This is a genomic window from Paenibacillus sp. B1-35, assembly GCF_050474385.1.
Taxonomy (GTDB): domain Bacteria; phylum Bacillota; class Bacilli; order Paenibacillales; family Paenibacillaceae; genus Paenibacillus_B; species Paenibacillus_B alvei.
Genome location: NZ_JBCHVJ010000005.1, coordinates 207,609 through 230,796, shown reverse-complemented (window position 1 = coordinate 230,796; position 23,188 = coordinate 207,609). Strand labels below are relative to the sequence as shown.

Annotated in this window: 15 protein-coding genes; 12 read left to right on the top strand and 3 right to left on the bottom strand. The window is 48.0% G+C overall.

The genetic code is table 11. The features are described 5' to 3' along the window. Positions 1 to 366: 366 nt before the first annotated feature. Positions 367 to 1,242, bottom strand: coding sequence for an NlpC/P60 family protein (locus ACQ5BJ_RS17705; protein WP_171416096.1), 876 nt, complete (start codon positions 1,240 to 1,242; stop codon positions 367 to 369). Between the two features lie 305 nt (positions 1,243 to 1,547). On the opposite strand from ACQ5BJ_RS17705, the gene ACQ5BJ_RS17700 reads away from it, so the two are divergent. From ACQ5BJ_RS17700 to ACQ5BJ_RS17655, 10 genes are all read left to right on the top strand, one after another. Next, positions 1,548 to 1,976 carry a hypothetical protein gene (locus ACQ5BJ_RS17700; RefSeq protein WP_289356650.1) on the top strand — a complete coding sequence of 143 codons (429 nt, stop codon included), beginning with the start codon at positions 1,548 to 1,550 and terminating at the stop codon, positions 1,974 to 1,976. Positions 1,977 to 2,304: 328 nt separating this feature from the next. Then, entirely contained in the window at positions 2,305 to 4,275 is a 1,971-nt protein-coding gene (locus ACQ5BJ_RS17695) for a sensor histidine kinase (protein ID WP_268620964.1), read from the top strand. A 79-nt stretch (positions 4,276 to 4,354) separates the two neighbouring features. After that, positions 4,355 to 5,926, top strand: coding sequence for a response regulator transcription factor (locus tag ACQ5BJ_RS17690; protein WP_171416101.1), 1,572 nt, complete (start codon positions 4,355 to 4,357; stop codon positions 5,924 to 5,926). Between the two features lie 149 nt (positions 5,927 to 6,075). Next, positions 6,076 to 7,014 (top strand): ABC transporter permease, encoded by a 939-nt coding sequence (locus ACQ5BJ_RS17685; protein ID WP_163979942.1) that lies wholly within the window; start codon positions 6,076 to 6,078, stop codon positions 7,012 to 7,014. A gap of 11 nt (positions 7,015 to 7,025) precedes the next feature. Further along, positions 7,026 to 7,949 (top strand): carbohydrate ABC transporter permease, encoded by a 924-nt coding sequence (locus tag ACQ5BJ_RS17680; protein ID WP_040735609.1) that lies wholly within the window; start codon positions 7,026 to 7,028, stop codon positions 7,947 to 7,949. Between the two features lie 103 nt (positions 7,950 to 8,052). Continuing rightward, positions 8,053 to 9,537, top strand: a complete 1,485-nt coding sequence (locus ACQ5BJ_RS17675; RefSeq protein ID WP_262866490.1) for an ABC transporter substrate-binding protein — start codon at positions 8,053 to 8,055, stop codon at positions 9,535 to 9,537. 464 nt (positions 9,538 to 10,001) lie between these two features. Beyond that, positions 10,002 to 11,282, top strand: coding sequence for a glycoside hydrolase family 125 protein (locus ACQ5BJ_RS17670; protein WP_289356649.1), 1,281 nt, complete (start codon positions 10,002 to 10,004; stop codon positions 11,280 to 11,282). A gap of 51 nt (positions 11,283 to 11,333) precedes the next feature. Next, positions 11,334 to 14,051: an alpha-mannosidase gene (locus tag ACQ5BJ_RS17665; protein WP_430111745.1), complete on the top strand. Its 2,718-nt coding sequence runs from the start codon at positions 11,334 to 11,336 to the stop codon at positions 14,049 to 14,051. Between the two features lie 177 nt (positions 14,052 to 14,228). Beyond that, complete coding sequence (locus ACQ5BJ_RS17660; protein WP_430111743.1) at positions 14,229 to 15,536, top strand: MFS transporter; 1,308 nt, start codon at positions 14,229 to 14,231, stop codon at positions 15,534 to 15,536. A 13-nt stretch (positions 15,537 to 15,549) separates the two neighbouring features. Continuing rightward, positions 15,550 to 16,185 (top strand): ArsR/SmtB family transcription factor, encoded by a 636-nt coding sequence (locus tag ACQ5BJ_RS17655; protein ID WP_005544918.1) that lies wholly within the window; start codon positions 15,550 to 15,552, stop codon positions 16,183 to 16,185. A gap of 182 nt (positions 16,186 to 16,367) precedes the next feature. Here ACQ5BJ_RS17655 and ACQ5BJ_RS17650 read toward each other — a convergent pair whose 3' ends face one another. Then, on the bottom strand, positions 16,368 to 17,459 hold the full coding sequence (locus ACQ5BJ_RS17650; protein WP_005544917.1) for a M24 family metallopeptidase: 1,092 nt from the start codon (positions 17,457 to 17,459) through the stop codon (positions 16,368 to 16,370). 318 nt (positions 17,460 to 17,777) lie between these two features. Between ACQ5BJ_RS17650 and alsS the strand changes: the two genes are divergently transcribed. Continuing rightward, positions 17,778 to 19,427 (top strand): acetolactate synthase AlsS, encoded by a 1,650-nt coding sequence (gene alsS, locus ACQ5BJ_RS17645; RefSeq protein WP_430111988.1) that lies wholly within the window; start codon positions 17,778 to 17,780, stop codon positions 19,425 to 19,427. A gap of 55 nt (positions 19,428 to 19,482) precedes the next feature. Continuing rightward, a complete protein-coding gene (budA, locus tag ACQ5BJ_RS17640; protein ID WP_005544913.1) occupies positions 19,483 to 20,283 on the top strand; it encodes an acetolactate decarboxylase in 801 nt (266 codons plus the stop codon). Positions 20,284 to 20,557: 274 nt separating this feature from the next. Here the strand turns inward: budA and ACQ5BJ_RS17635 are convergent, their stop codons facing one another. Then, positions 20,558 to 23,125 (bottom strand): glycoside hydrolase, encoded by a 2,568-nt coding sequence (locus ACQ5BJ_RS17635; RefSeq protein ID WP_430111740.1) that lies wholly within the window; start codon positions 23,123 to 23,125, stop codon positions 20,558 to 20,560. Between the last annotated feature and the right edge of the window lie 63 nt (positions 23,126 to 23,188).

The window sequence follows — 23,188 nt, the reverse complement described above, 5'->3', positions numbered from 1 at the left end:
TGGAATGCTGAACTTGAAACTCGGCAATTCATCTGTGGAAGGTACAGGAAGTGAGTTTGATTCGAGAGTAGCAGATAATGTTAAAGCGGACAATGTGCCAATTCCGTCATAATGACACCGTTTTCATGCCAAATTTATACTTGAGCGCTCTGTACCTTCAGAATACGGACGTTTGTAAATTTTAGTTCAGGGCGATTGTTACTATCATGAGCATAGGAGAGTATTGGAAGACTGCATAAGGGATACATGATGAAACACAACGGTTGTGTAGTCTTGATCATATTTGTTTGTATCTCTTGTATTTATAAAGGTAGGGAGACAATAAAAAGCCCGCATTTAATGCGGGCTAAAAAAGTCGTATGATTATTACAGAACGCGTTTGGCACCTACATAAGTGCGCTTGGACCATGCGGACGACATGCTGGTCACAACGACTTGATAAGCTTTGCCTGAAGAAGCATTCAAGTATTGGTTGTTGCCAATATAGACACCAACATGAGAGATTGTGCTTCCGTTGCTCGCGAAGAATACGAGATCGCCTGGTATTGGATTGCTCACCCGATACCCTGCGCTATACATCTCGCGAGATGTTCGCGGCAAAGATACCCCGTGCTTGCGGTAGATGTATTGAATATATCCAGAGCAGTCGAAGCCGCTTGGTGATGTTCCGCCCCATACGTAAGGAACGCCTAAGTAACTGCGTCCGGTATTAATGATGCGGGAAGCCACACTTTGTGCAGATGACGTAGCAGCAACCTTTTTTTGCGGGCTGCGATCGATGCGAGGGATGCTATTTAAATAATCAGGTGTCCACACAAAATCCAAATCAAATGAGTTCATCAAAAAGCGAAACGGAATATATGTATTATCTTTGTATACCCAAGGATTCCCGCCCATGTTAATTGTATCGCCATTCACATCGGCAGAAGCGCTGTCTGAACGAAAACGGACAGTCGTTGTGCCATTCGAAATTTCAATATTGTTCACGCTGGAGTTGACAGCGGACCACGACAGGGAGTAACCCATTTGCTCCGCAAAGCTGCGGACTGGGACATACATATTTTGATTTTCATCAATAATGGGTATAATATCGGTAAATTGTAAGGCATTTCCGTTGACGTGGATCGTGGCTTGCTTCGTTTCGCTAGCAGCAAAGGCTTTTGTGCCTAGTGAGCTATCTGCAAACAGCAAGCATCCGATGACTGCACTTGCAGCAAGGGCAGTCCGTATGGCGGTCTTCACTACATCTCCTCCTCAGCTGTTAAAAATGTAAATTGATTACTAAAAAATCGACAAAACCAGACTAACATAATTTTAAAAAAGCTGGCAATAGTCTGGAAGTATTGAAAATGACAAAACTGTAACTAAACTGTAACCGAAGTGTTAACCCTTTTGCAGCGAGGGAAATGAGGATAAAGAGACGGATGGAGAATGCAAAAAAATGAGATGGAAATGTAAGTAGACAAAAAATTGTGTCGCAATAGGATTGAAGTTTTGCTGGAAACAGTTTAAGCAAACCCAAGCTGGGCGCGGAGATGACTGTGCTAATGGAATTGGGTAGAGGAGAGGTGACAGTTGTGCGAGTTCATGTAAAGGAAATGAAACCGAATGAATGGGCAGGAAGCTGTGGCGATGCTCAAATCCTCTTGAAAGGGGCAGGAGAGACTTCGGAAGCAGGTGTGGTAGCTGGGCCTTTTGACCTATGGATGATGAGCCTAGCATTTGCAGTAGCAGAATCGATTCGTGCCTATGTGACGGAGAAGGCTTGGAATTTGGAGTCTCTTCATGTAGACGCGGTGGATGAACGGAGTGGCGAGGGCAAGCTTCTATATATTACGTTCCTCATTCACGCAGATGGGCTTCATCAGGGAGAGCGCGACGAGTTATTCGGCGCGGTACGGAATCGCTGTACATTGCTCCGCCTTATAAATAAGGAAATTGAAATCTACTTCTCCGATCAGCTTGCGAATGGCTGAATGATGCCGCAATAAAACCTAGCTTTCCTTAGGGAGGCTGGGTTTCGTTATGTATCCCTAATTGGAATATATTGATAATTTTAAAAGATATCGTTTGTGTTGTATATATGTAATCATAGAAGTAGGATCAAGATACAGAACTACCAGCAACAATAGATTTACACTTAGAGTTATGTTCAATATATTGATTATGATATTATAAAGCTTGAGTAAGACGCATCTGGTTTGAATGGCAATCTTTCAGGTGTGGATGTGCTAAACAAGAAAAAGAAAGCGGTACCGAACCGCTATCGAGCTCGTGTGCCGACAAGGGATGGGGGTATAAGCCTTGTTGAAACCGTTTCACCAAATGTATCAGAAGCACTTTAAAAAGAAGCTGTTTAATAAATTAATTGCGATGTACTCACTGATTGCGGTTGCTTCATTAGTAACGGTATCCGTATTCGCCTATGAATTTTTTGCGCGTAAAGATGTCAGCAATGCATTGATGGAGCAGCAGCGTACGGTGGATACCATTAACCGCTATATAGATCAGAAGAACGACCTTGCTCAGGCGATTGTACAGCAGGTGTACCAGGATAATCTGCTCATTCAGGACACAGTCTACTTGCTGAATGAAGGGTATGAGCAGTATATCCGCTATCGTTTGGATGCTTACAGTTCCAGCAATGTGTTCTATGTGCGCAAAATGCAGGAATTTTTTATGCTCCAATTCTGGAAGGATCCTGACCTGCAAAATATTAATCTTATCAGTCCTACAAAGCAGTTCGCTTATATGTATACTGGCGATGGAGCGAAGGGCGGTCTCTATGACTGGAGTCAGGATCCGCAGGTGAATATGCAGTGGAAAATGGATCGTTTCGGACAGCGAGTTACTTCTTATATGAAGCAAAGTAAAAAGGAAGATAATTCGGCCGATATACAGGATATGCCTGTGTTTCGCCCCTCTGATCGCTTGGTCGATATGATGGAACAGGAGGAGACGAAGCGGCTAGGGCAACAGGGGCAGCAGGGGCAAGGCCCAATTCCCATGAAGGAAAATGTGATTCAGTCGGAATCCGAGAAGCTGCCGCTCATTAGTGTCACGAATCGTGTGAGCAGCCCGGAATCCCTGCTGACAGCAGGGCACATTACGATTGATTTCAATACGAACGGAATTGGACGTCAGATCGGATACTCACTTCGAGGCGAGCAATGGCTCGTGCTGAATCAGAAGGGGGATGTAATATACCCCTCCTCGCAAGACCAGGATGCGGTGAAATGGGCCAATGTGGATGAGCTGTCCAAGCTTGAACGGAATAAGCCGCAGTCGATTGAACTGAATGGGAAGTCCTCCTATGTAACCGTCTCCCAGACGAACAAGCTGGGGTTGTATGTCGTAGGCGCACTCCCGGAGGCGGCTATTACTGATCATTTGTCAGGATTAAAGAACACGATTGGCATCGTCACGACTCTCTGTATCTTTGCTGTTCTGATGGTGACGTACCTTTCCGTGCTCCATTTATCCCGCCGTACACAGACGATTGTAATGGCGATGAAGAAGGTACAGGAAGGCAATCTGAATGTACGGCTTCCGGTTACACGCGAAGATGAACTGGGACTTATCGCGGGAAGCTTTAATCAGATGTGTGAGGACTTGAAACAGTACATTAATAAGGTCTATAAGTCTGAACTAAAGCAAAAGCATGCGGAATTGATTGCCTTGCAGGCGCAAATCAAGCCACACTTCCTATATAACACATTAGAAGTAATCCGTATGCGGGCCGTATCCAAAGGCGCTCATGATGTTGGGGAAATGATCTACAGTTTGGCAGCGATGTTCCGCCATATGGTGAAGGACAAGACAATCATCACGGTAAATGAAGAAATTGAAAACTGCCGCCGGTATTTAGAGCTCACTCGAATTCGTTACCGCGACAAGCTGCAATTTACCATTCAAATGGATGAACGGCTTGGCGGCTATAATACGATGAAGCTGTCGGTTCAGCCACTAATTGAAAATTATCTTGTCCATGGCATTGTATTGGATCGAAATGATAATCATATCCGCATTGAGGTTGCTCAGGATGAGGGTGAACTTATTATTCGGGTGGCGGATAATGGAAAAGGGATTGAACCAGAACGATTGCAGGAGATTCAGAGGGATTTGGAGCAGCCGAACATTCAGGATCATGGCTCACTCGGATTAAAGAATGTGCAGGAACGTCTCCGCATTCTGTACGGTGAACAATATGGATTGACGATAGACAGTACCTTGCACGTAGGTACAACGGCGACCGTCCGGGTGCCGCTGCAATAATAGCGTGGATGAACACTTCTAGTACCACTACTTCATCATGAAAAGCAAACTTCGTGTGACTAGAGTTGGGGGGATATAGATGTACGATGTATTCTTAGTCGATGATGAACCGTTTATTATTGAAGGATTGCAATCTATATTAGAGTGGAATGACTATGGACTCCGCATTGTTGGGCAAGCGGAAAATGGGGAGGCCGCTTGGGATCTTCTGAAGGATCACCCGGTCGACTTGGTTGTGACGGATATTATGATGCCCAAGATGACAGGACTGCAGTTGATTGAGAAGGTGAAGCAGGTTCATCCGCATACGCGCTTCATCATATTGAGTGGATATAATGAGTTTGTGTACGTAAAGGAAGGGATTAAGCACGGAGTCGAGAACTATCTGCTGAAGCCGATCAACATCGATGAATTCCGCTCTACACTAGAGAACACGGTACAGAAGCTGGATCAATCGCGCATGCACCATATGGTGGAGCTTCATAACCGCGACATCTTGCGGGATAACGTATTATTCCGCTGGCTGCGTGACCGGATTCATATGGAAGAACTGCAGCAGCGGGCAGATTTGTTGGATCTCCATTTCGTTCATCCTTATTATATGGTTGTACTTGTTCGGCCAGAGGTGCGGAAGGACAATGAAATGGACTATATGAAGCAGGATGAGGTTGCTACTCAGGCGAAGCATCTATTGGAAGAGAAGTTTGGCGGATTTTGCGTTCGCGAGTGGGATGGAGAAACGGCAATTGTCCTTGGATTGTATAAGCGAGAGGACAAGCAGGAAGCAATCGAGGTGCTGCTGCGATGGAAGGCAGAGACAGAGCAAAAGCTGCAATCCGTGCTTGAAGTGACCGTGGGCAGCGTGCAGGAGGGATACGCCAAGGCTTCTGTCAGCTTCGATCATGCAAAGCAGGTACAGCCGTACCATCTTGTTAGAGTGGATGACAGTCTTATAGATTGCGATGAAATCGAAAGCTATCGTTCGTCGCGACCGGCATCGGTTCAGCCAGAGACGGAGCCGTATGTGAAGCTTCTGTACGCGAGAGATAAGGACGGGTTGAATACGCAGCTTGAAGCGGACTTTGAACGATTGTCTGATACAGATGGCGTCACTCCGCGCGATATGCGGAACTTTGCCGTGGAACTGCTCATCGCTTGGAAGCAGTCTGTGAAGGGGTCATCGGTATTGCAACTGAACGATGAGAGGGACTGGTTCGATGATGTGTATCATATTCAGACACTGGAAGCCTTGAAGGATCATGTCTTGCAAGTTGCTGCCCATGTCATTGAGCTGATGAACGAACCGGAGGATATGAGCCCTGTTGTCAGACAGGTGCTGCATGATATTCAAGAGCGTTATGCCGAGGAGCTGTCGCTTAAGACGCTCAGTCAGGTGTACAATATTAACCCGGTCTATTTGGGACAGTTGTTCCAGAAGGAGGTTCAATCCACGTTCTCTGATTATTTGAATAAGACACGGATCAACAAGGCAAAGGAAATGTTGACGGGAACCAATTATCGAATGACGGATATTGCAGCCAAGGTTGGATATTGGGATAAGAGCTACTTCTACAAGCAGTTCAAAAAGTACGTTGGCATCTCTCCGAAGGAGTACCGAGAGATTCATAGTGCAGCGAAAGAATTGTCATAATAACCAGCATTGGAAAGGGCATCCATGGTGAAGTGACGCCGTGTAAGCCCTTTCTTTATTTTGTACACCAAATCTAAAGTTTATTGACTATTGGAAGCGCATCAGTTGAGTTACCCTATAAGTACAACACAGCAACGGGGGATGATCGGATGCAATTCATCAAGAACGCCTTTCGGAGCTTAAACCGCAATCGGATCTTTCTACTAATGGTTCTTCCGGGAGCCTTGTGGTTTTTGTTCTTCTCCTACCTGCCAATGTTCGGAACTGTGATCGCTTTCAAGGACTATCGTTTCAGCCGAGACGGCTTCCTTGCTAGCTTGCAGCAGAGCGAATGGGTAGGGTTTAAAAATTTTGAATACCTTTTCAAAACGAATGACGCTTACGTCATTACAAGAAACACGATACTATACAACTTGGTCTTCATTGTTCTCGGTCTCGTATGTGCCGTAGCCATGGCAATCATCTTGAGCGAAATTGTGAATAAACGGTTGGCAAAATTGTATCAAACCGGGATGTTCCTGCCTCACTTCTTGTCTTGGGTTATCGTCGGTTACTTTACATTCAGCTTCTTGAGCGTAGATAAAGGCGTATTGAACCAATTTCTGACTTGGATGGGCAAAGACCCGGTGTCCTGGTACTCCGATACGACGTACTGGCCTTACATCCTTGTATTCCTGAATATTTGGAAGGGCGTAGGTTATTCCAGTGTCGTATACTTGGCGGCGATTGTCGGCATTGACAAGACGTACTATGAAGCAGCGATGATTGACGGAGCGAACAAGTGGCAGCAAATTCGCCACATTACATTACCGGCCATTACTCCGCTTATTACAATCTTGACGCTGCTCGCTGTGGGACGGATCTTCTACGCAGACTTCGGTTTGTTCTATCAAATCCCGCGTGATTCTGGTCCGTTGTATGCGGTAACGAACGTAATCGATACCTACGTATATCGCGGTTTGAAGGCGACAGGGGAAATTGCAATGAGTACGGCAGCTGGCTTGTATCAATCATTAGTCGGATTCATTCTTGTCATGACCTCGAACTGGATCGTTCGAAAATTCAACAAAGACAATGCGTTGTTCTAGGTTAGGGGGGAATGACTTTGCGTAAGACTAAACATCGTGACGTTCATGAGTTGTCCAGAGGTACGAACCTGTTGTTCAATATTATCGCCGGTGCATTCGCTCTTATGTGTGTCTACCCATTCCTCTTCGTTATCGTCATCTCGTTAACGGATGAAGAATCATTGGCACGCAAGGGTTACACACTGTTTCCTGAAAAATGGAGCTTCTCTGCTTATGAGTACATTTTCAAGGCAGGAGATCAGCTGCTCAATTCCTACGGGATTACGATCTTCATTACATTAGTTGGTACGTTGATCAGCTTGGTGGTTATTAGCTTGTATGCTTATGCGATATCACGCAAGAATTTCTCGTACCGTGGATTTTTCTCTTTCATCGCATTCTTTACGATGCTGTTCAACGGCGGTCTCGTACCGACGTACATGGTTATCACGCAAGTATTGGGCTTGAAGGATTCGATTTGGGCGCTTATCTTGCCCCTTATTATGAACGCGTTCTACGTACTCATCATGCGTACGTTCTATAACACGACAGTACCGGATGCGATTATCGAATCCGCGAAGATCGATGGTGCTGGCGAATTGCGGGCATTCATTACGATTGTACTTCCAATCTCCTTGCCGGGGATTGCGACAATTGGTTTGTTCGCGACATTGGGCTTCTGGAACGACTGGTTCAACGCTTTGCTCTATATCGACAATCCGTCACTCGTTCCATTGCAGTCCATGCTGATGCGCATCGAGAACAGTATGCAGTTCTTGCTGTCAAACGCTCAGTTGAACTCATCCGGTCAATCGCTCGAAATGCTCAGAACGTTGCCGCAGGAAGCAACACGGATGGCACTCGTCGTACTGGCAACATTGCCAATCGCATGTGCTTACCCATTCTTCCAACGCTACTTCGTTCAAGGCTTGACGATTGGTGCAGTAAAAGAATAATTCTTACTACCATAACGTTTATTCCCGGACGGCGGCAAATGATCTTGCCGCCTCTGGAAATAATATAAACATCCAGCGTGGTTCAAAAAGGGGAGGTAACAAAATGGCTAAGGCAAAAAAAATGCTGATGATGACATTCTGCCTCATCATGGTCGCATCTTTGGTTCTCGCAGGTTGCGGAAGTAAAAAAGAAGAAGCGGCTGGCACATCAGGAGACAAAAAAGACGAAAAGCCAGTAGAACTGATCTGGTACACGATCGGTACTCCGCAAAAAGACGTTGACAAAGTAATGGAAAAAGTCAGCGAGTACACGAAAGAAAAAATCGGTGCAACAATCAAAATGAAAATGTTCGACTGGGGCGATTACAACCAAAAGATGCAAGTAATCGCCGCTTCTGGGGAACCTTTTGATATCGCTTTCACGTGTTCCTGGGCATTTGATTATGTAACAAACGCTAAAAAAGGCGCGTTCTACGAACTGGATGAACTGCTTGACAAGTATGGCCAAGATATTAAGAAAAACGTTCACCCATCCTTCTTGGAAGGTGCAAAAATTGAAGGTAAAACATACGCGATTCCTGTAAATAAAGAGCTTCCGGCTCAAAAAGTATTCCGCTTCAACAAGCAATATGTAGATAAGTACAATATCGACATCAAATCCATCAAGACGTTGGAAGATTTGGAGCCAGTACTTGCAAAAGTGAAAGCAGGCGAGCCTGGATTGTATCCAGTGTCTGCTGATAAGCAATTCAAATTCGGCATTCCTTACGACTTGGTGAACGAAAACTTGCCAATCGGCGTGGCGCTGACAGATACGAATGACTTGAAGCTAGTTAATATTTTGGAACAACCAGATATGATGAAGAGCTTCGAAACCATGCATGACTACTACAAAAAAGGTTATTTGAAGAAAGATGCAGCTACAGCATCTAACGGCGATGAAATGAAAACAGGCAAATGGTTCGTTGATATGCCGGACACTCAACCGTTCGCAGACAACCAATGGTCTCAAACGCTGGGCTACCCAGTTGTATCTACACCTTACACTGAGCCATATGTATACAACTGGTCTGTAATGGGTTCCATGCACGGTATTTCCGCGAACTCCAAGTACCCAGAGAAAGCAATGCAATTCTTGAACTTGCTTAACTCTGACAAGTACTTGCGCAACCTGGTGAACAACGGTATCGAAGACGTTCACTACAAACGTATCGATGATAGCACAGTAGAATACTTACCTGCTAAGACAGAGGGCTACGATATGCCAGCATTTACACTTGGTAACTTCTTTATCTTGGATAAGTTGCCTACTGACCCTAAAGATAAATGGGAACAATTCGCGAAGTTCAACGATGCTGCGAAAAATGCGCCGCTTCTCGGCTTCCACTTCAATGCTGATAATGTGAAATCAGAAGTTACGGCTTTGACAAACGTAAAAGAAGAATTCTATGCATCTTTGTTTACTGGTTCCGTGGATCCTAAAGTCTACGTTCCAAAAGCGATTGAGAAATTCAAGCAAGCTGGCTTGGACAAAGTAATGGCTGAAATGCAAGCTCAATTGGATGCTTGGAAAGCATCCAAGAAGTAATCCATATCGGGCGTAAATGAGTTTCGTCCAGCAGCAGACTTGACAACTAGAGCATGACGACAACGTGCAAAGCGAAATGAATAGCCCTTTGTATCCAAATCAGGTGAAGCGCTTCGCTTCACCTGATTGTGTTCTATTTTAGACAAACAATTGGTTGTTTTTTCACATCCTAATCATTACAATATAATTGATATATTAATCATCTTATTTGCTATAATACAAATAATTCACTTTTCAGCACCGGGAAGGTTGCAAGACCCTAAAGTGCATGCTTTCGCAGCGGAATTTTACTCTGCAAAACTTGTAAGGAATAGCGGATGTAGGCGAGACTATATGAGCAACTGAAATGTTTCTGAAGGAAACATACGCCGAAAGCATTAATTCTTCGAGGTTGAATGCAAGATTCGATGTCGAATCGCTTCCCGAAATGCGTCGTGATCAAAAGTGAAAAGGAGAGAGCCGACATGGAACGTCTACCGCAAGCTGTGCTTCGCGTGATGGAAGAAGCAAAGACTAAATTGGCCCATAACCCGAAATTGATGGAGCAGTTTTTGAACTGCTTCCCGAATACGTTGCAAACGACAACAAAGCTGCATGAAGACGGTACATCCTACGTCTTTACAGGGGATATCCCTGCAATGTGGCTGCGCGATTCCAGCGCACAGGTACGCCAATACATGCCGCTTGCGAAGGACGATGCGGATGTAAGACGCGTCATTGCCGGGCTGGTGCGCAAGCAGCTGAAATATATTCAAATTGACCCTTATGCGAATGCATTTAATGAACAAGAAGTAGCATTGGATGAAATTCATCACCGTGACCAAACGAAGCTGAATGGCTGGGTATGGGAACGCAAGTATGAAATTGACTCTCTATGCTATCCGCTTCAATTGTCCTATTTGTATTGGAAAGAGACGGGGGACACTTCCCTCTTTGATGGTGAATACAAAACGGTTGCTCATATCATTATGGATCTGTGGACGACGGAACAGCGTCACTTTGCGCAATCGCCATACCGCTTCGAGCGGATGGATTGCCGCAAGACAGATACGTTGAAGAATAATGGCATGGGTATGCCGGTCAACTATACAGGCATGACATGGTCTGCATTCCGTCCAAGTGACGATGCATGCACATTCGGCTATTTGGTTCCTTCCAACATGTTCGCGGTTGTAGTGCTGCGCTACTTGGAAGAAATCGCAACTGCAGTCTATGAAGATGCGCCATTTGCAGCGAAGGCTCACGCACTGATGGAAGAAATCGACGAAGGCATTCAAGCATACGGCATCTTCCACCACCCGAAATACGGCAAAATCTATGCTTATGAAACAGACGGCTTCGGCAACTATAACCTGATGGACGATGCGAACGTGCCTAGCTTGCTCGCGATTCCGTACCTTGGTTATACAACGGCAGACGATCCAATCTATCAAAATACACGCCGCTTCATTCTGAGTGAAGAGAATCCTTACTTCTACTCCGGTAAAGCAGCTAAGGGTATCGGCAGTCCGCATACGCCGAATCAATATATTTGGCATATTGCCTTGTCAATGCAAGGCTTGACAGCAAGCTCCCAGGAAGAGATTGCATCCCTTATCGAGCTGCTCACGACTACAGATGCAGGCACAGGATACATGCATGAAGGCTTCCACGTGGACGATCCTGCACAGTTCACACGCGAATGGTTCGCTTGGTCGAACAGCTTGTTCTCTGAGTTGATCTACCGCGAACATTGGTTGAAGTAGATATATCTCTTATATCTCTATTACACACACCATGAAAGTGAGGGAAACAACATGACTAAAAAGACTGCCCACATTATTTCTCATACGCACTGGGATCGCGAATGGTATATGCCTTATGAATATCATCATGCACTTTTGATTGAATTGATGGATACGCTGCTCGAAACGCTCGACAATGATCCAGGCTTCAAGAGCTTCCACCTGGACGGACAGACGATTATGCTGGAGGATTACTTGCAGGTTCGCCCTGAAATGAAGGAGAAGCTGACGAAGTACATTCAAGAAGGCCGCATTCATATCGGCCCTTGGTACATCCTGCAGGATGAGTTCTTGACAAGCAGCGAAGCGAACGTGCGCAATATGCAAATCGGACATCGCGATGCGAAGCAGTATGGCGGCAACATTTCCAAGGTCGGTTATTTCCCGGATTCATTCGGTAATATGGGCCAAGCGCCGCAAATCTTAAAGCAATCCGGCATTGATGTAGCGGTATTCGGCCGCGGTGTTAAGCCGACTGGATTCAACAACCAAGTATCGGAAGATGCAGCATATGAATCGCCGTTCTCCGAGATGATCTGGGAATCCCCAGACGGCTCGCGCGTCATCGGCATTTTGTTCGCGAACTGGTACTGTAACGGAATGGAAGTACCTGTTGATGAGCCGCAGGCAGTAGCTTATTGGGACAAACAAATTCCGAATGCGGAAAAATTCGCATCCACACGCCACTTGCTGTTTATGAACGGGTGTGACCACCAGCCGATTCAAACGGATCTGTCTAAAGCGATTGAAGTGGCGAAGAAGCTGTTCCCGGATGTGGATTTCGTACATTCCAACTTCAATGATTATGTAGACGAGCTTCGCAAGGAGCTGCCTGAGAACCTGCAGACGGTTCACGGTGAATTGCGCAGCCAACGTACAGACGGCTGGTATACACTTGTTAATACAGCATCCTCCCGCGTGTATTTGAAGCAAATGAACGCAGAGAACCAAACGCTGCTTGAGAAGGTAGCAGAGCCGCTTGCGGCAATTGCACACCAAGCAGGCAAGCCATACCCGCACCACCTGTTCGTGTACGCGTGGAAGACATTGATGCAGAACCACCCTCACGATAGCATTTGCGGCTGCAGCGTGGACGAAGTACATCGCGAGATGGTTACACGCTTTGAGAAGTCGAAGCATATGACAGAAATGATTATTAACGAAACAGCAGATAGCCTGATTAAGCAAATCGACACATCTGTATACGGCGGCAAGGAAGCTGTACCGTTTACGGTATTCAACTCCACAGGATATGGACGCGATGGCGTTGTTGAAGTGACGCTTGAACTGTACCGCCGTTATTTCCGTGAAGCTCATCCAATGAAGCTGGCAGCGGAAATGAAGAAGGAGCCAATCGAAGCTGGCGCAGTTATCGATGCGGACGGCAGTGTGCTTGATTGCCAATGGGAAGATGCGGGCGTAGTCTTCGGCTATGACTTGCCGAAGGATAAGTTCCGTCAGCCATATATGGCGCGTGCAGTGAAGGTGCGCTTGCAAGTACAAGATATCCCTGCATTCGGTTATAAGACGCTTGCTTGGGTGACAGGCGCATCGAAGGAACAAGGGGCTAGCCTTGTGACAGGCGAGTTCACGCTGGAGAACGACCGTTTGAAAGCAGTCGTTGCCGAAGACGGATCGCTTACGTTGACAGACAAGTCCACTGGTCATACGCATGCTGGTTTGAACGTCTACGAAGATGCAGGAGATATCGGGAACGAGTACATGTTCCGCATGCCGGCAGGTTCCAAGCCGCTTACGACGGCAGGGCTGAAGGCAGAGCGCAAGGTTGTAGAAAATACGCCGTTCCGCGCGGTAATTGAAGTGGCGCATAACTGGAACATTCCAGTATCCGCAGACGATAAATTGGAAGAAGAGCGCCGCGACATTGTGGACTTCAATATTCGGAAGGCGCAGCGTTCGACTGAATTGGCTACATTCCGCATCATCACTCGCTATACGCTCGATCGTGGTGCGAAGCGCGTTGATGTTCATGTAACGATGGACAATAAGTCCAAGGATCACCGCGTAAGAGCATTGTTCCCAAGCGGCTTCGAATCCGAAACACACTTGGCGGAATCGATCTTCGAAGCGGCTCGCCGCAACAACATTCCAGCGAAGGAATGGGAGAACCCAAGCAACGATCAGCATCAGCACACATTCGTCAGCGTAAGTGACGGCAAGCTGGGCTTGACGGTGGCGAACAAGGGCTTGTTCGAATACGAGGTATCGCAAGACAACAAGAACACGATTGCAGTTACGCTGCTTCGCTCCTCCGGCGAGCTCGGCGACTGGGGCTACTTCCCGACTCCAGAAGCGCAGTGCATCGGCGTTCATACGGCTGAATATGCGATTATCCCGCATGAAGGCGATGTTGTAGAATCCGGTGCTTATGCAGAAGCTCATGCATTCCAAGTACCTTGGGTTGTACGCCAAGTGGAAGTGCAGGAAGGCAAGTTCCCAGTGAACCATGCATTCCTGGCATGGAACGGTGAAGGCGTAGCGTTCTCCTCCTTGAAGATGGCAGAAGAGACAGGCGACATGGTCGGTCGCTGGTTCAACTTCAAGCATGAAGAAGCTGCTCTGAATGTATCGCTTCCAGAAGCAGCGAAGGGCTTCTACCGCAGCAACATCATGGAAGAAGTTCAAGAGAACATTGCTTCCACGAATAACCGTGAAGTAACTGTTGCCTTGAGCAGTGCGGAGATCTTCTCGCTCGGTATCCAAAAATAATACGTATCATCATAGGAAAGACGCTTGCGAAGACTCGCAAGCGTCTTTTTTTCGGCGAATGAACATGAATAGCAATTTATATTTGTTTTGGGATCAGGAAAATAACCCCTTTACAAAATGATTTTTATCGCTAAAATAAATTTTAACGATAAAAATCATCTTAGTGGAGGATTCCCTATGAAGCTGCTCATGAACAACCGCGCATTCCGTTTTTTATGGCTTGCCCAAACCATTTCTGAGCTTGGCGACGGCATTACACGGCTCGTTGTTATCTTTCTTGTCGCCCATTTATCGAGCGATCCGCTGGCTATCAGCCTTGTCGTACTGGCAAATGTACTGCCAAGCATGCTGCTCGGCACATTTGTAGGCCCAATCGCCGATCGCTTTCAGCGCAGCCACATCATGATGGCCGCTGATATCTACCGTGCGGTCATTGTCGTGCTGCTTATCGCATTTCAGCACAATCTATACGGTATTTATGCGTTGATATTGTTGCAAAACATCGGCACCGTGTTTTTTGAACCCGCACGTGCTGCCATTGTGCCAAGTCTTATTGGGAAAGAGAACATCTCGCAGGCCGTTTCCTTCTCGCAGGCTACTTTTATGGCTATGCGGCTAGTGGGGCCATCGATTGCGGGGCTGCTAATTCCACTGGGTCATTTTAACCGTCTATTCCTTTTTAATGGACTTACGTTTATGCTTTCTGCTTTGTTTATTTACGCGATGACCAAAGCAAAGCCCGTACCTGATCGGACTCGTGAAGAAATCCAAAATGAACGCGGGTTACCGGGGCAGTCGGCTGCTGCGAAGGAACCGTACTGGAAGTCCTTGAAGGCAGGGATACGCACGATTTACCGTCACGATGGATTATTTGCACTTCTTCTGCTGCTTGTGCCGATCATGCTTGTCGTAGGTGTTATTAATACGAACTTGAATGCGGCCTTGCTGCAAACCTTCCGTATTCCTGCCGAGCATTTTGGCTTCATTTCCAGTATGGTGGCCGTAGGCAGCATATTAGGGGCGCTCGCTGCACCTTATCTCATGAAGCGTGTGGCTTCCAATGTTCTGCTGCTCGGGGCAGTTGGGGTTATCGGCTTGTTCTGCTTGCTCATTATTCCGCTGCACTCGCTATATCAAACGAGCGGGGTTCTCAGTGTATATGTATGGTCGATTGGTCTTGGTGTATCACTTGCTTGCACGAACGTACCGCTCAGCAGTCTGTTTATTACGATTATGCCAGATGAAATGAGAGGCCGTGGATCAGGCGTATTCGATTCTGTGTCGCAAGCCGGCACAGTTCTTGGCATAGGCATAGGCGGGTTATTCGCTTCCATGTTCGGCGTATTGCTTGCCACCGCGCTTGCCGGATTGCTGCTTATTATTGTCGTTGTCATTTTCCCTCTGTTAAAATATAATCAAGCACTTCGAACTACGAATGAAGCGAGAATGACGGGAGGAGACCTGGCGATGTCTTCTTCAGACTAAGGGAGGGGACAGCTTGCAAGAGCAGCGAGTAATTAACGATGTCGAGCTGTTGAAGATAATGCTAGATCCACGCCGGATGCAAATATTGCGGCTTGCGCAAGATGAGCCGATTACGGTGAAACAGATGGCAGAGATCATGGATGAGAAGCCATCCAGACTGTATTACCATGTAAAAAAGCTGGAAGAGGCCCAACTGCTGGAGCTTGTCGAGACGAAGCAGCAGGGGAATCTGATCGAAAAGTATTATCGTGCGAATCAAGAGCAGCGCAGCTATACGTTGGGGAAGGAAATATCACAGGAGCATTCCAGTCTGATCGTGCAGGAGCTTCTTCGCATTACCCATCAAGGTATGGATGTAATCGAGGACGGAATGCGAAAAGGACAGTATGGAGAGGACTTGCTTGCGGAAGCGAAGATTGCCTATACATCAATGACACCGATGGGATGGGCGGAGAAGGCGTATTATGTACAGCAAGCAATCTCATCCAACTATGCACCGCCGCCTTTCAATCCAGACGAATCCGTGATTGCTAATGATAAACAATTGCGAGAGCAGACGACCAAGGATGAATACGTGTTCGTTATGCTCAGCTACCGCATGAAAGATGTTCCGAACCGTGAATCTGTCGATAGTAACGAGAATGAATGATGGACGATTGACGGAAGCCTTTGTTCCAATTTGGGAATAAGTTGAGGTTAGTCGAATAGGCAAAGACACCCACCCTCCATGCTTGAGATGAGCATGAGGGTGGGTGTTTGTTTTTGAAGGGTTGTACGGAACATACAATGCGCCTCCAAGTTGTGTATGGAATCGGTTAGAACGGAGAGGCGTTACACACCGATGATCGTCAGTTCCTTCGGATAAGAAGTCAACACCTCAACGCCGTCTGCGGTTACGATGACATCATCCTCGATGCGTACGCCAGCTACCTTCGGCACGTAGATGCCCGGTTCAATCGTGAACAGCATGCCCGGCTGAAGCACATCCTCGTTGCGCTCATGTACGGATGGGTACTCATGGACATCGATGCCGAGGCCATGACCGAGACGATGTGTGAAATAATCCCCGTAGCCTTTGTCCGCAATGACTTTGCGTGCCGTGCGATCAAGGCTGCCAAATGTAACGCCTGGCTTCACAGCCTCGATGGCTGCCATGTTCGCGGCGAGCACCGTATTGTAGATTTCCTTGCAAGTATCATTCACTTCACCTACGGCAAAGGTGCGCGTAATGTCAGAGGCGTAGCCATTCGCATATACGCCCATATCGAACAAGAGCAGCTCGCCCTCCTTAATGGTGCGCGAGCCCGGTACGCCGTGCGGGAGTGCGGCATTTTCGCCTGCCAGCACCATCGTGCTGAAGGATGGGCCGTCTGAGCCAAGCTTCTTCATCAAATACTCAAGCTCCGCCACCACTTCGATTTCACTCATGCCTACTTTAACTCGGCTTACGCCCTCCAGCAGAACGGCTTCAACAAGACGAATCGCTTCCTTCATGCGAACGACTTCTTCTTCCGACTTAATGACACGCATCGCCTGCAGGATAGGACCTGCATCTACAAAGCTTTTCGCTGCTGTGGCACTTGTTAATGCTTCATAACGCTGTACGGACATATGTCCCTTCTCGATCGCGAAGCGAGCGGGCTGCTGCGGCAGATGCTGCTTCAGGATGTCATAGGGATTGTCGGTATCGGTATGAGTAACAATGTCCTTTACGACAGACACAGCGGCTGCCTTATCTCCATCAAGCGCAGGCACAATCAGTGTCGGCTCTCCTTGCAGAGGGGCAATGATGCCAAGAAACCGTTCATGCGGATCGCAAGCAAAGCCAGTTAAGTAATAGACATGCTTCGGATCTGTAATCAGCATGACATCAATGCTGCTTTCCTCCATGGCGGAACGGAGCTTGTTCCATTTATCATTCATCGAAAATCTATCCTTTCATTCGGTAGAGTAAGGTGATCTAGGATCGTAAGTCAGGCTTCTATTCTCGAATGTACCATGACCGATTGAAAATTGCGAATAGACAAAATAAAAAAAAGGAGTATTATATATAATACAGACTGATTATTTTCATATGTTTTCATAGTATGTGTCTTATACTGTATTAATACATTGGGTAATATCACCACGAGGAAAGGGATGAATATCATGAACACTACGAAGACTCGCATGAATGAGAAAGCCAGCCAACGCGTTGAGATTCATTGTGTCGATCAGGATCGCCATCAACAATTATCCGCGATGCGTGGAGCAGACATTGTCGTGGACTGCCTGAATCGTCAAGGCGTCACTCATATTTTTGGAATTCCGGGGGCTAAGGTTGACAGCGTTTTTGACGCACTTGTTGATCGAGGCCCCTCTTTAATTGTGTGCCGGCATGAGCAGAACGCCGCGTTCATGGCAGCCGCAGTTGGCAGATTAACAGGAAAACCGGGGGTATGCCTGGTGACATCTGGACCAGGGGCCTCCAACTTGGCGACAGGTCTTGTTACTGCAACGGCAGAAGGTGATCCGGTGGTTGCCTTAGGTGGGGCTGTATCACGCGCAGATCGCTTGAAGCGGACGCATCAATCAATGGACAATGCAGCACTGTTCCAGCCAGTTACGAAGTACAGCGCAGAAGTACAGCATCCTGACAACCTGCCGGAGGTACTGACGAACGCCTTCCGTGCAGCGACTTCGCCGCGTCAAGGCGCAGCTTTTGTCAGCCTGCCGCAGGATGTAATCACAAGTCCGGTAGAGGTGTCAGCAATTGGCCCGCTGCCTTCGCCACGGCTTGGAGCAGCTCCTTCTGAAGATATTGCCGAAGCGGCAAAGGCACTGCGCAGCGCACGCATCCCGGTCATTCTCCTTGGAATGCGGGCAAGCTCGCCGGAAGCGGTATATGCGATTCGGCAGCTTGTCGCTTATACGAATATTCCAGTTGTAGAGACATTCCAAGCGGCAGGTGCCATTTCCCGTGAATTGGAGGCTCACTTCTTCGGCCGTATCGGATTGTTCCGCAACCAGCCGGGAGATGAACTGCTGGCACAGGCCGATGCGGTATTGACGATAGGGTATGACCCAGTAGAGTACGATCCGAAGTTCTGGAATCATGACGGCCAGCGCCGCATTATTCATTTGGATGACGTACAAGCAGATATTGATCATGATTATCAGCCTGACATGGAGTTGCTCGGCAGCATCGACCGTACGGTGCAGGAATTAACGAAGCATTTGTCCGGCTTGCAGCGGACGCCAGAAGCGAATGTGCTGTGCGACTCCTTGCTGGCAAAGCTGGTGGAAGCCTGTGAACCGCCGCAGAAAGTCAAGCCGGGCACTGTTCATCCGCTGCAAATTATTCATGGCCTGCGCAGCGTCATCAACGATAACGTGACCGTCACTTGTGACGTAGGTTCTCATTATATATGGATGGCGCGTTATTTCCGCTCGTATGAGCCGCGCCGACTGCTGTTCAGCAACGGAATGCAGACGCTTGGCGTTGCCTTGCCTTGGGCCATTGCGGCCGCACTGGTTCGTCCAAATGAGAAGGTCGTTTCCGTATCAGGAGATGGAGGGTTTTTGTTCTCTGCGATGGAGCTTGAAACGGCTGTGCGCTTGAAGCTGCCGATTGTTCACCTCGTTTGGAATGACGGCACATACGATATGGTCGCATTCCAGCAGCAAATGAAATACGGCCGTACCGCAGGCATCGAATTCGGTCAGCCGGATATGGTGCAGTTCGCAGAAAGCTATGGAGCTACGGGCTACCGTGTCACGGATCCTGCTGAACTGGTGCCAACACTGAAGAAGGCGCTTGAAGCAGAAGGGCCTGTCGTCATTGATATTCCTGTCGATTACAGTGACAATATCGCACTTGGAGATACTCTACTTCCAGACCAGTTCCATTAAGAACGAACTGGAAGCAAGGGAAAAATACAGCACGCAACAAGGAGGAACAGAGAAGATGAATGCCGTATTGGAACATCCGGTCAACACAACATTACGTCCATCGGACTCATATACAACAACAGAACGAGAAACGGAACACCGCTCAGAGCAGCCAAGCACCATTTTCCAGACATCTACTATGAGCGCCCTGCTCGACGGTGTGTTCGAGGGAAACATGACAATGGCTGAGCTGAAGCAGCATGGCGACTTCGGTATAGGCACGTTCAATGAATTGGATGGTGAATTAATCGCCTTTGATGGGAACTACTACCGCCTGCGCTCCGACAGCAGTGTAACGCCTGTAAAGCCGGAGGAGGGAACGCCGTTCGCGTCCGTTACCTTCTTTCAAGCGGAGAAGACATTTCGGGTGAATCAGCCGATGAGCCGCAGCGAGCTGGAGCAGCTGATTGACAGCTTGCTCCCGAGCCTAAACCTGTTCTACGCGATTCGTATTGACGGAGAATTCGAACGTGTTGTAACACGTACTGTTGCGAAGCAGAAGCCGCCATTCCGTCCCTTCTTGGAGGCAATCGAATCGCAGCCTATCTTCACGCTGGAGAAAAAGCGCGGTACGGTGGCAGCGTTTCGTATGCCGGCCTTCGCTCAAGGGATAGCCGTGGCCGGCTACCATCATCACTTTGTCGATGATGCGCGTACAGGCGGCGGACATGTACTTGATCTTCAGTTCAAGTCCGGCGTCATCCAGATTGGCAAGCCGTCAGAAGTGCATATGCACTTCCCCGAAACAGAAGCCTTCATGAATGCCGATCTGACGAGCCGCGATCTTGATGCGGAAATTGCGAAGGCTGAAGGCTGATCTAAGTTCCAAACGTGCTCGTGAAGCATGCACAAGTAATACATGCGTTGTATGCACACGTAGTGCAAGTATCAATCTCAGTGGTAATAAAGGAAGTCTAAAATATGCCAAGAAGGCCTGAATGGGAGAGCAAGGAGCCCGTTTGGGTCTTTTTTATAAGATGGACTCGTGAAGATGGGGCGGCTATGGTGGAGATGTAGAAGATAACAGAACCCCGATGCCTGACGAGGAGCAAGCGGCATCGGGGACGAAGACTGAAACGATCATGCTTTCATTAATTCATGCGTGCAACAATAAACTCAGCAGCTAGCGCAGGGATTTCATCTGGCAATTGTTCTGTTGGAATTACATCATGACGCAATTCCAATGCATAACGGAACTCGTAAAATCCGCCGAGTGTAGCCTTGAAGTTTGTTTCCCAATAGTTGGTCATCAGCCATGCATAGGCAGAAGGCTTAGTATCCTGCGCCTGCTGCGTATGGACAATCCTGCGTCCATGGTCAAGCGAGCCCAACTGGAGCAGCGGCGTATCGGGCATGGCCAGAAGCAGTGTACGCTCCGTAGCTTGTTCGAGCTCGTCCATAACTGTCCGAGAACCTTCGGATCCGATCGTAGAATTGGCTAGCCCTGCCCCAGTATGGCTGCTCCATGCCAAGCCCTCCTGAATGCACGTATAGTCCAGGCAAGTGCCCGGCAGTTGATCGATCCATGGCCGGACGATGGCTCCTGCCTTTTCTACATATAACGTATCCTTGCTATATTCGCCTGTTGTAAACGGTAACGCCACATATACGTTTTCAGGAAGCCATACGCTATCTTTATGAAGTCGAACCGATACCTCTACTCGATTCGAAGTTGCGTATACCTTCAGGAACAACGCGTAATAGCTCATGCCTTCAATTGTGTAAGTAAGCTCAACAGTAGCATATAGCGGGCCGTTTTCTATCGGACGAACACGAATGAGACATCCAGCGCTTCGTTCTACGTTAATACCCTTGCGATTCCGCCCCATCCGGCTGCGGACGGCCCATACTTGGCTTGGATCGCTCGAATCAGCCGCTGGAGTAACCTCATATATCGGTGTAAATGCCCCATACTCGCGATTGGCTGCCAGCAGTTCTGCGCCGGATTGTTTATCTAGCCAAGAAATGATGCCGTCATGCTCCTTCCATTCTATGCGGACAAAGGGTGATTCAATCATGTGCTGCGCAATCCGGATTGGCCCGTGAGCAGCGTGTTCTATTTGCAGATCGTCCATATCATAGACGCGGTCACTACCCATGAGGCGGGTATTGGATGTTGTTCGGTTAATAGGCAGAGCTTGCGTCTTACGCAACTTCAGGAAACACTCCTCGCCCGCATCAAGCGAGGCTTGGATGACAATGGATTGCGGGTGTGGGGACTGGTGCGGAAGCACGGCTCCAGTACCTTCGTGTACGACCTCCATCCCATCCTCAAATAAAGCAGGCTCCCAGCCATCCAAGGGCAGCGTTACCAGCTTATTCGCGGATGCGTTCTCTGTGTTGACGATACGATAGCGGATCGGCCGTTCCGGGTATAACGGTGCCGCGCCTTGGGCGAACAGCACCTGATCCAAAGCTTGGTGCGCCAAACGGCTTGCGTCGGCGGCATAGGCCTGCTTGCGAACCTCTAAGAGTTGCACGTTCGGATGCCACGGCTCATAAATGGAAGAGTGATAACCCCACGTATGTTCTGCATACATGACCAAGGCTTGTTCTGCTTCGCTAATTTGCTGCACATCTACAAGCTCTTGTTTTGGATCGAGATACTTAACCTTTCTTAGCGTCCGCTGCGCGTCACGGTATAGCTGAGTATGCATAGCTGTCGAGCTGACGCCATCTGACCACCAATCTGGCCAATCACCTGCATAGACAGGCAGTTGCTCCATATCTTCCTGCTTCAGTCTGGCGAAGAATCCACTAAGCGTCGTCATCTCGATGCGAATCGTTTCTCCGTATTGGGCGTTCCAATCACGGATGAATTCCATAATCCGACCATTAGGCGAGGCATTGTCTGTACCAAGACCGGACAGCATGATCGGCACAAAGTCATAGGGATAGCCTTCCTCTTCAAGTCGGCATACGTAGCGATGCATCCGAATTCGGGCAATATCATTATGACGGGTATCGATAAGCTGATTGTCGAACTCGTCCTGAATCATATATTGGCCGAGCGCACCCGGACACAGGCCGAGCTCGTTCCCGAACATGTAGTGCTCTCCGTTCCAGACGAGCAATCTGTCGCCATTCGGTGCCTGCCACCAAAACGGTGTCTGCTTGCGGCCAAGAGCGAACATCCCGTGGTGAGTATGAATACAGCTGAATAAATGCTTGATTCCATTGTCGAGCAGGCTCTGGGCATAGCCCCATCCATAGCCGTTAATGTCGGCGGTCATCGCGGAATCGATTTGATGTCCGATCGATTTGGCGTAAGCCTGCGCTTTGCTGTGAATGCATTGCAATAAGGAATAGTCCGGAAGCTCCGTCATATTCAAGTACGTACCCGATAGTTCGATGCTGCCGTTGCGCACCGCTGCTGCAAATTGCTCGCGTTCCTTCTCTGAAGCTTGATCCAAAAAGCGCTCCACCGCCCAGAACGTTTCGCAGTTCCAGCGAAACCCCTGCCAATCAGGCTTAGCGCCATTCTCAGATTGCTGCAAGATGCTCAGTGCTTGGCGAATAAATTCAGCGTGATAACGTTCAATTTTTTCTTGACGCTCTGTATATCCGATGTCGGTATGGGAGTGATGTATTGCATAAATGGTCCAAGCTCGATTTGGGGTAGGGGTCTTTGCACGGGCTAGATGCTGTTCCATTCTCATTAGGTGTAGCCTCCAATTCCATTTCAGTTCAAGGAACGAGTTTTGAATAACGAATAAAACCTT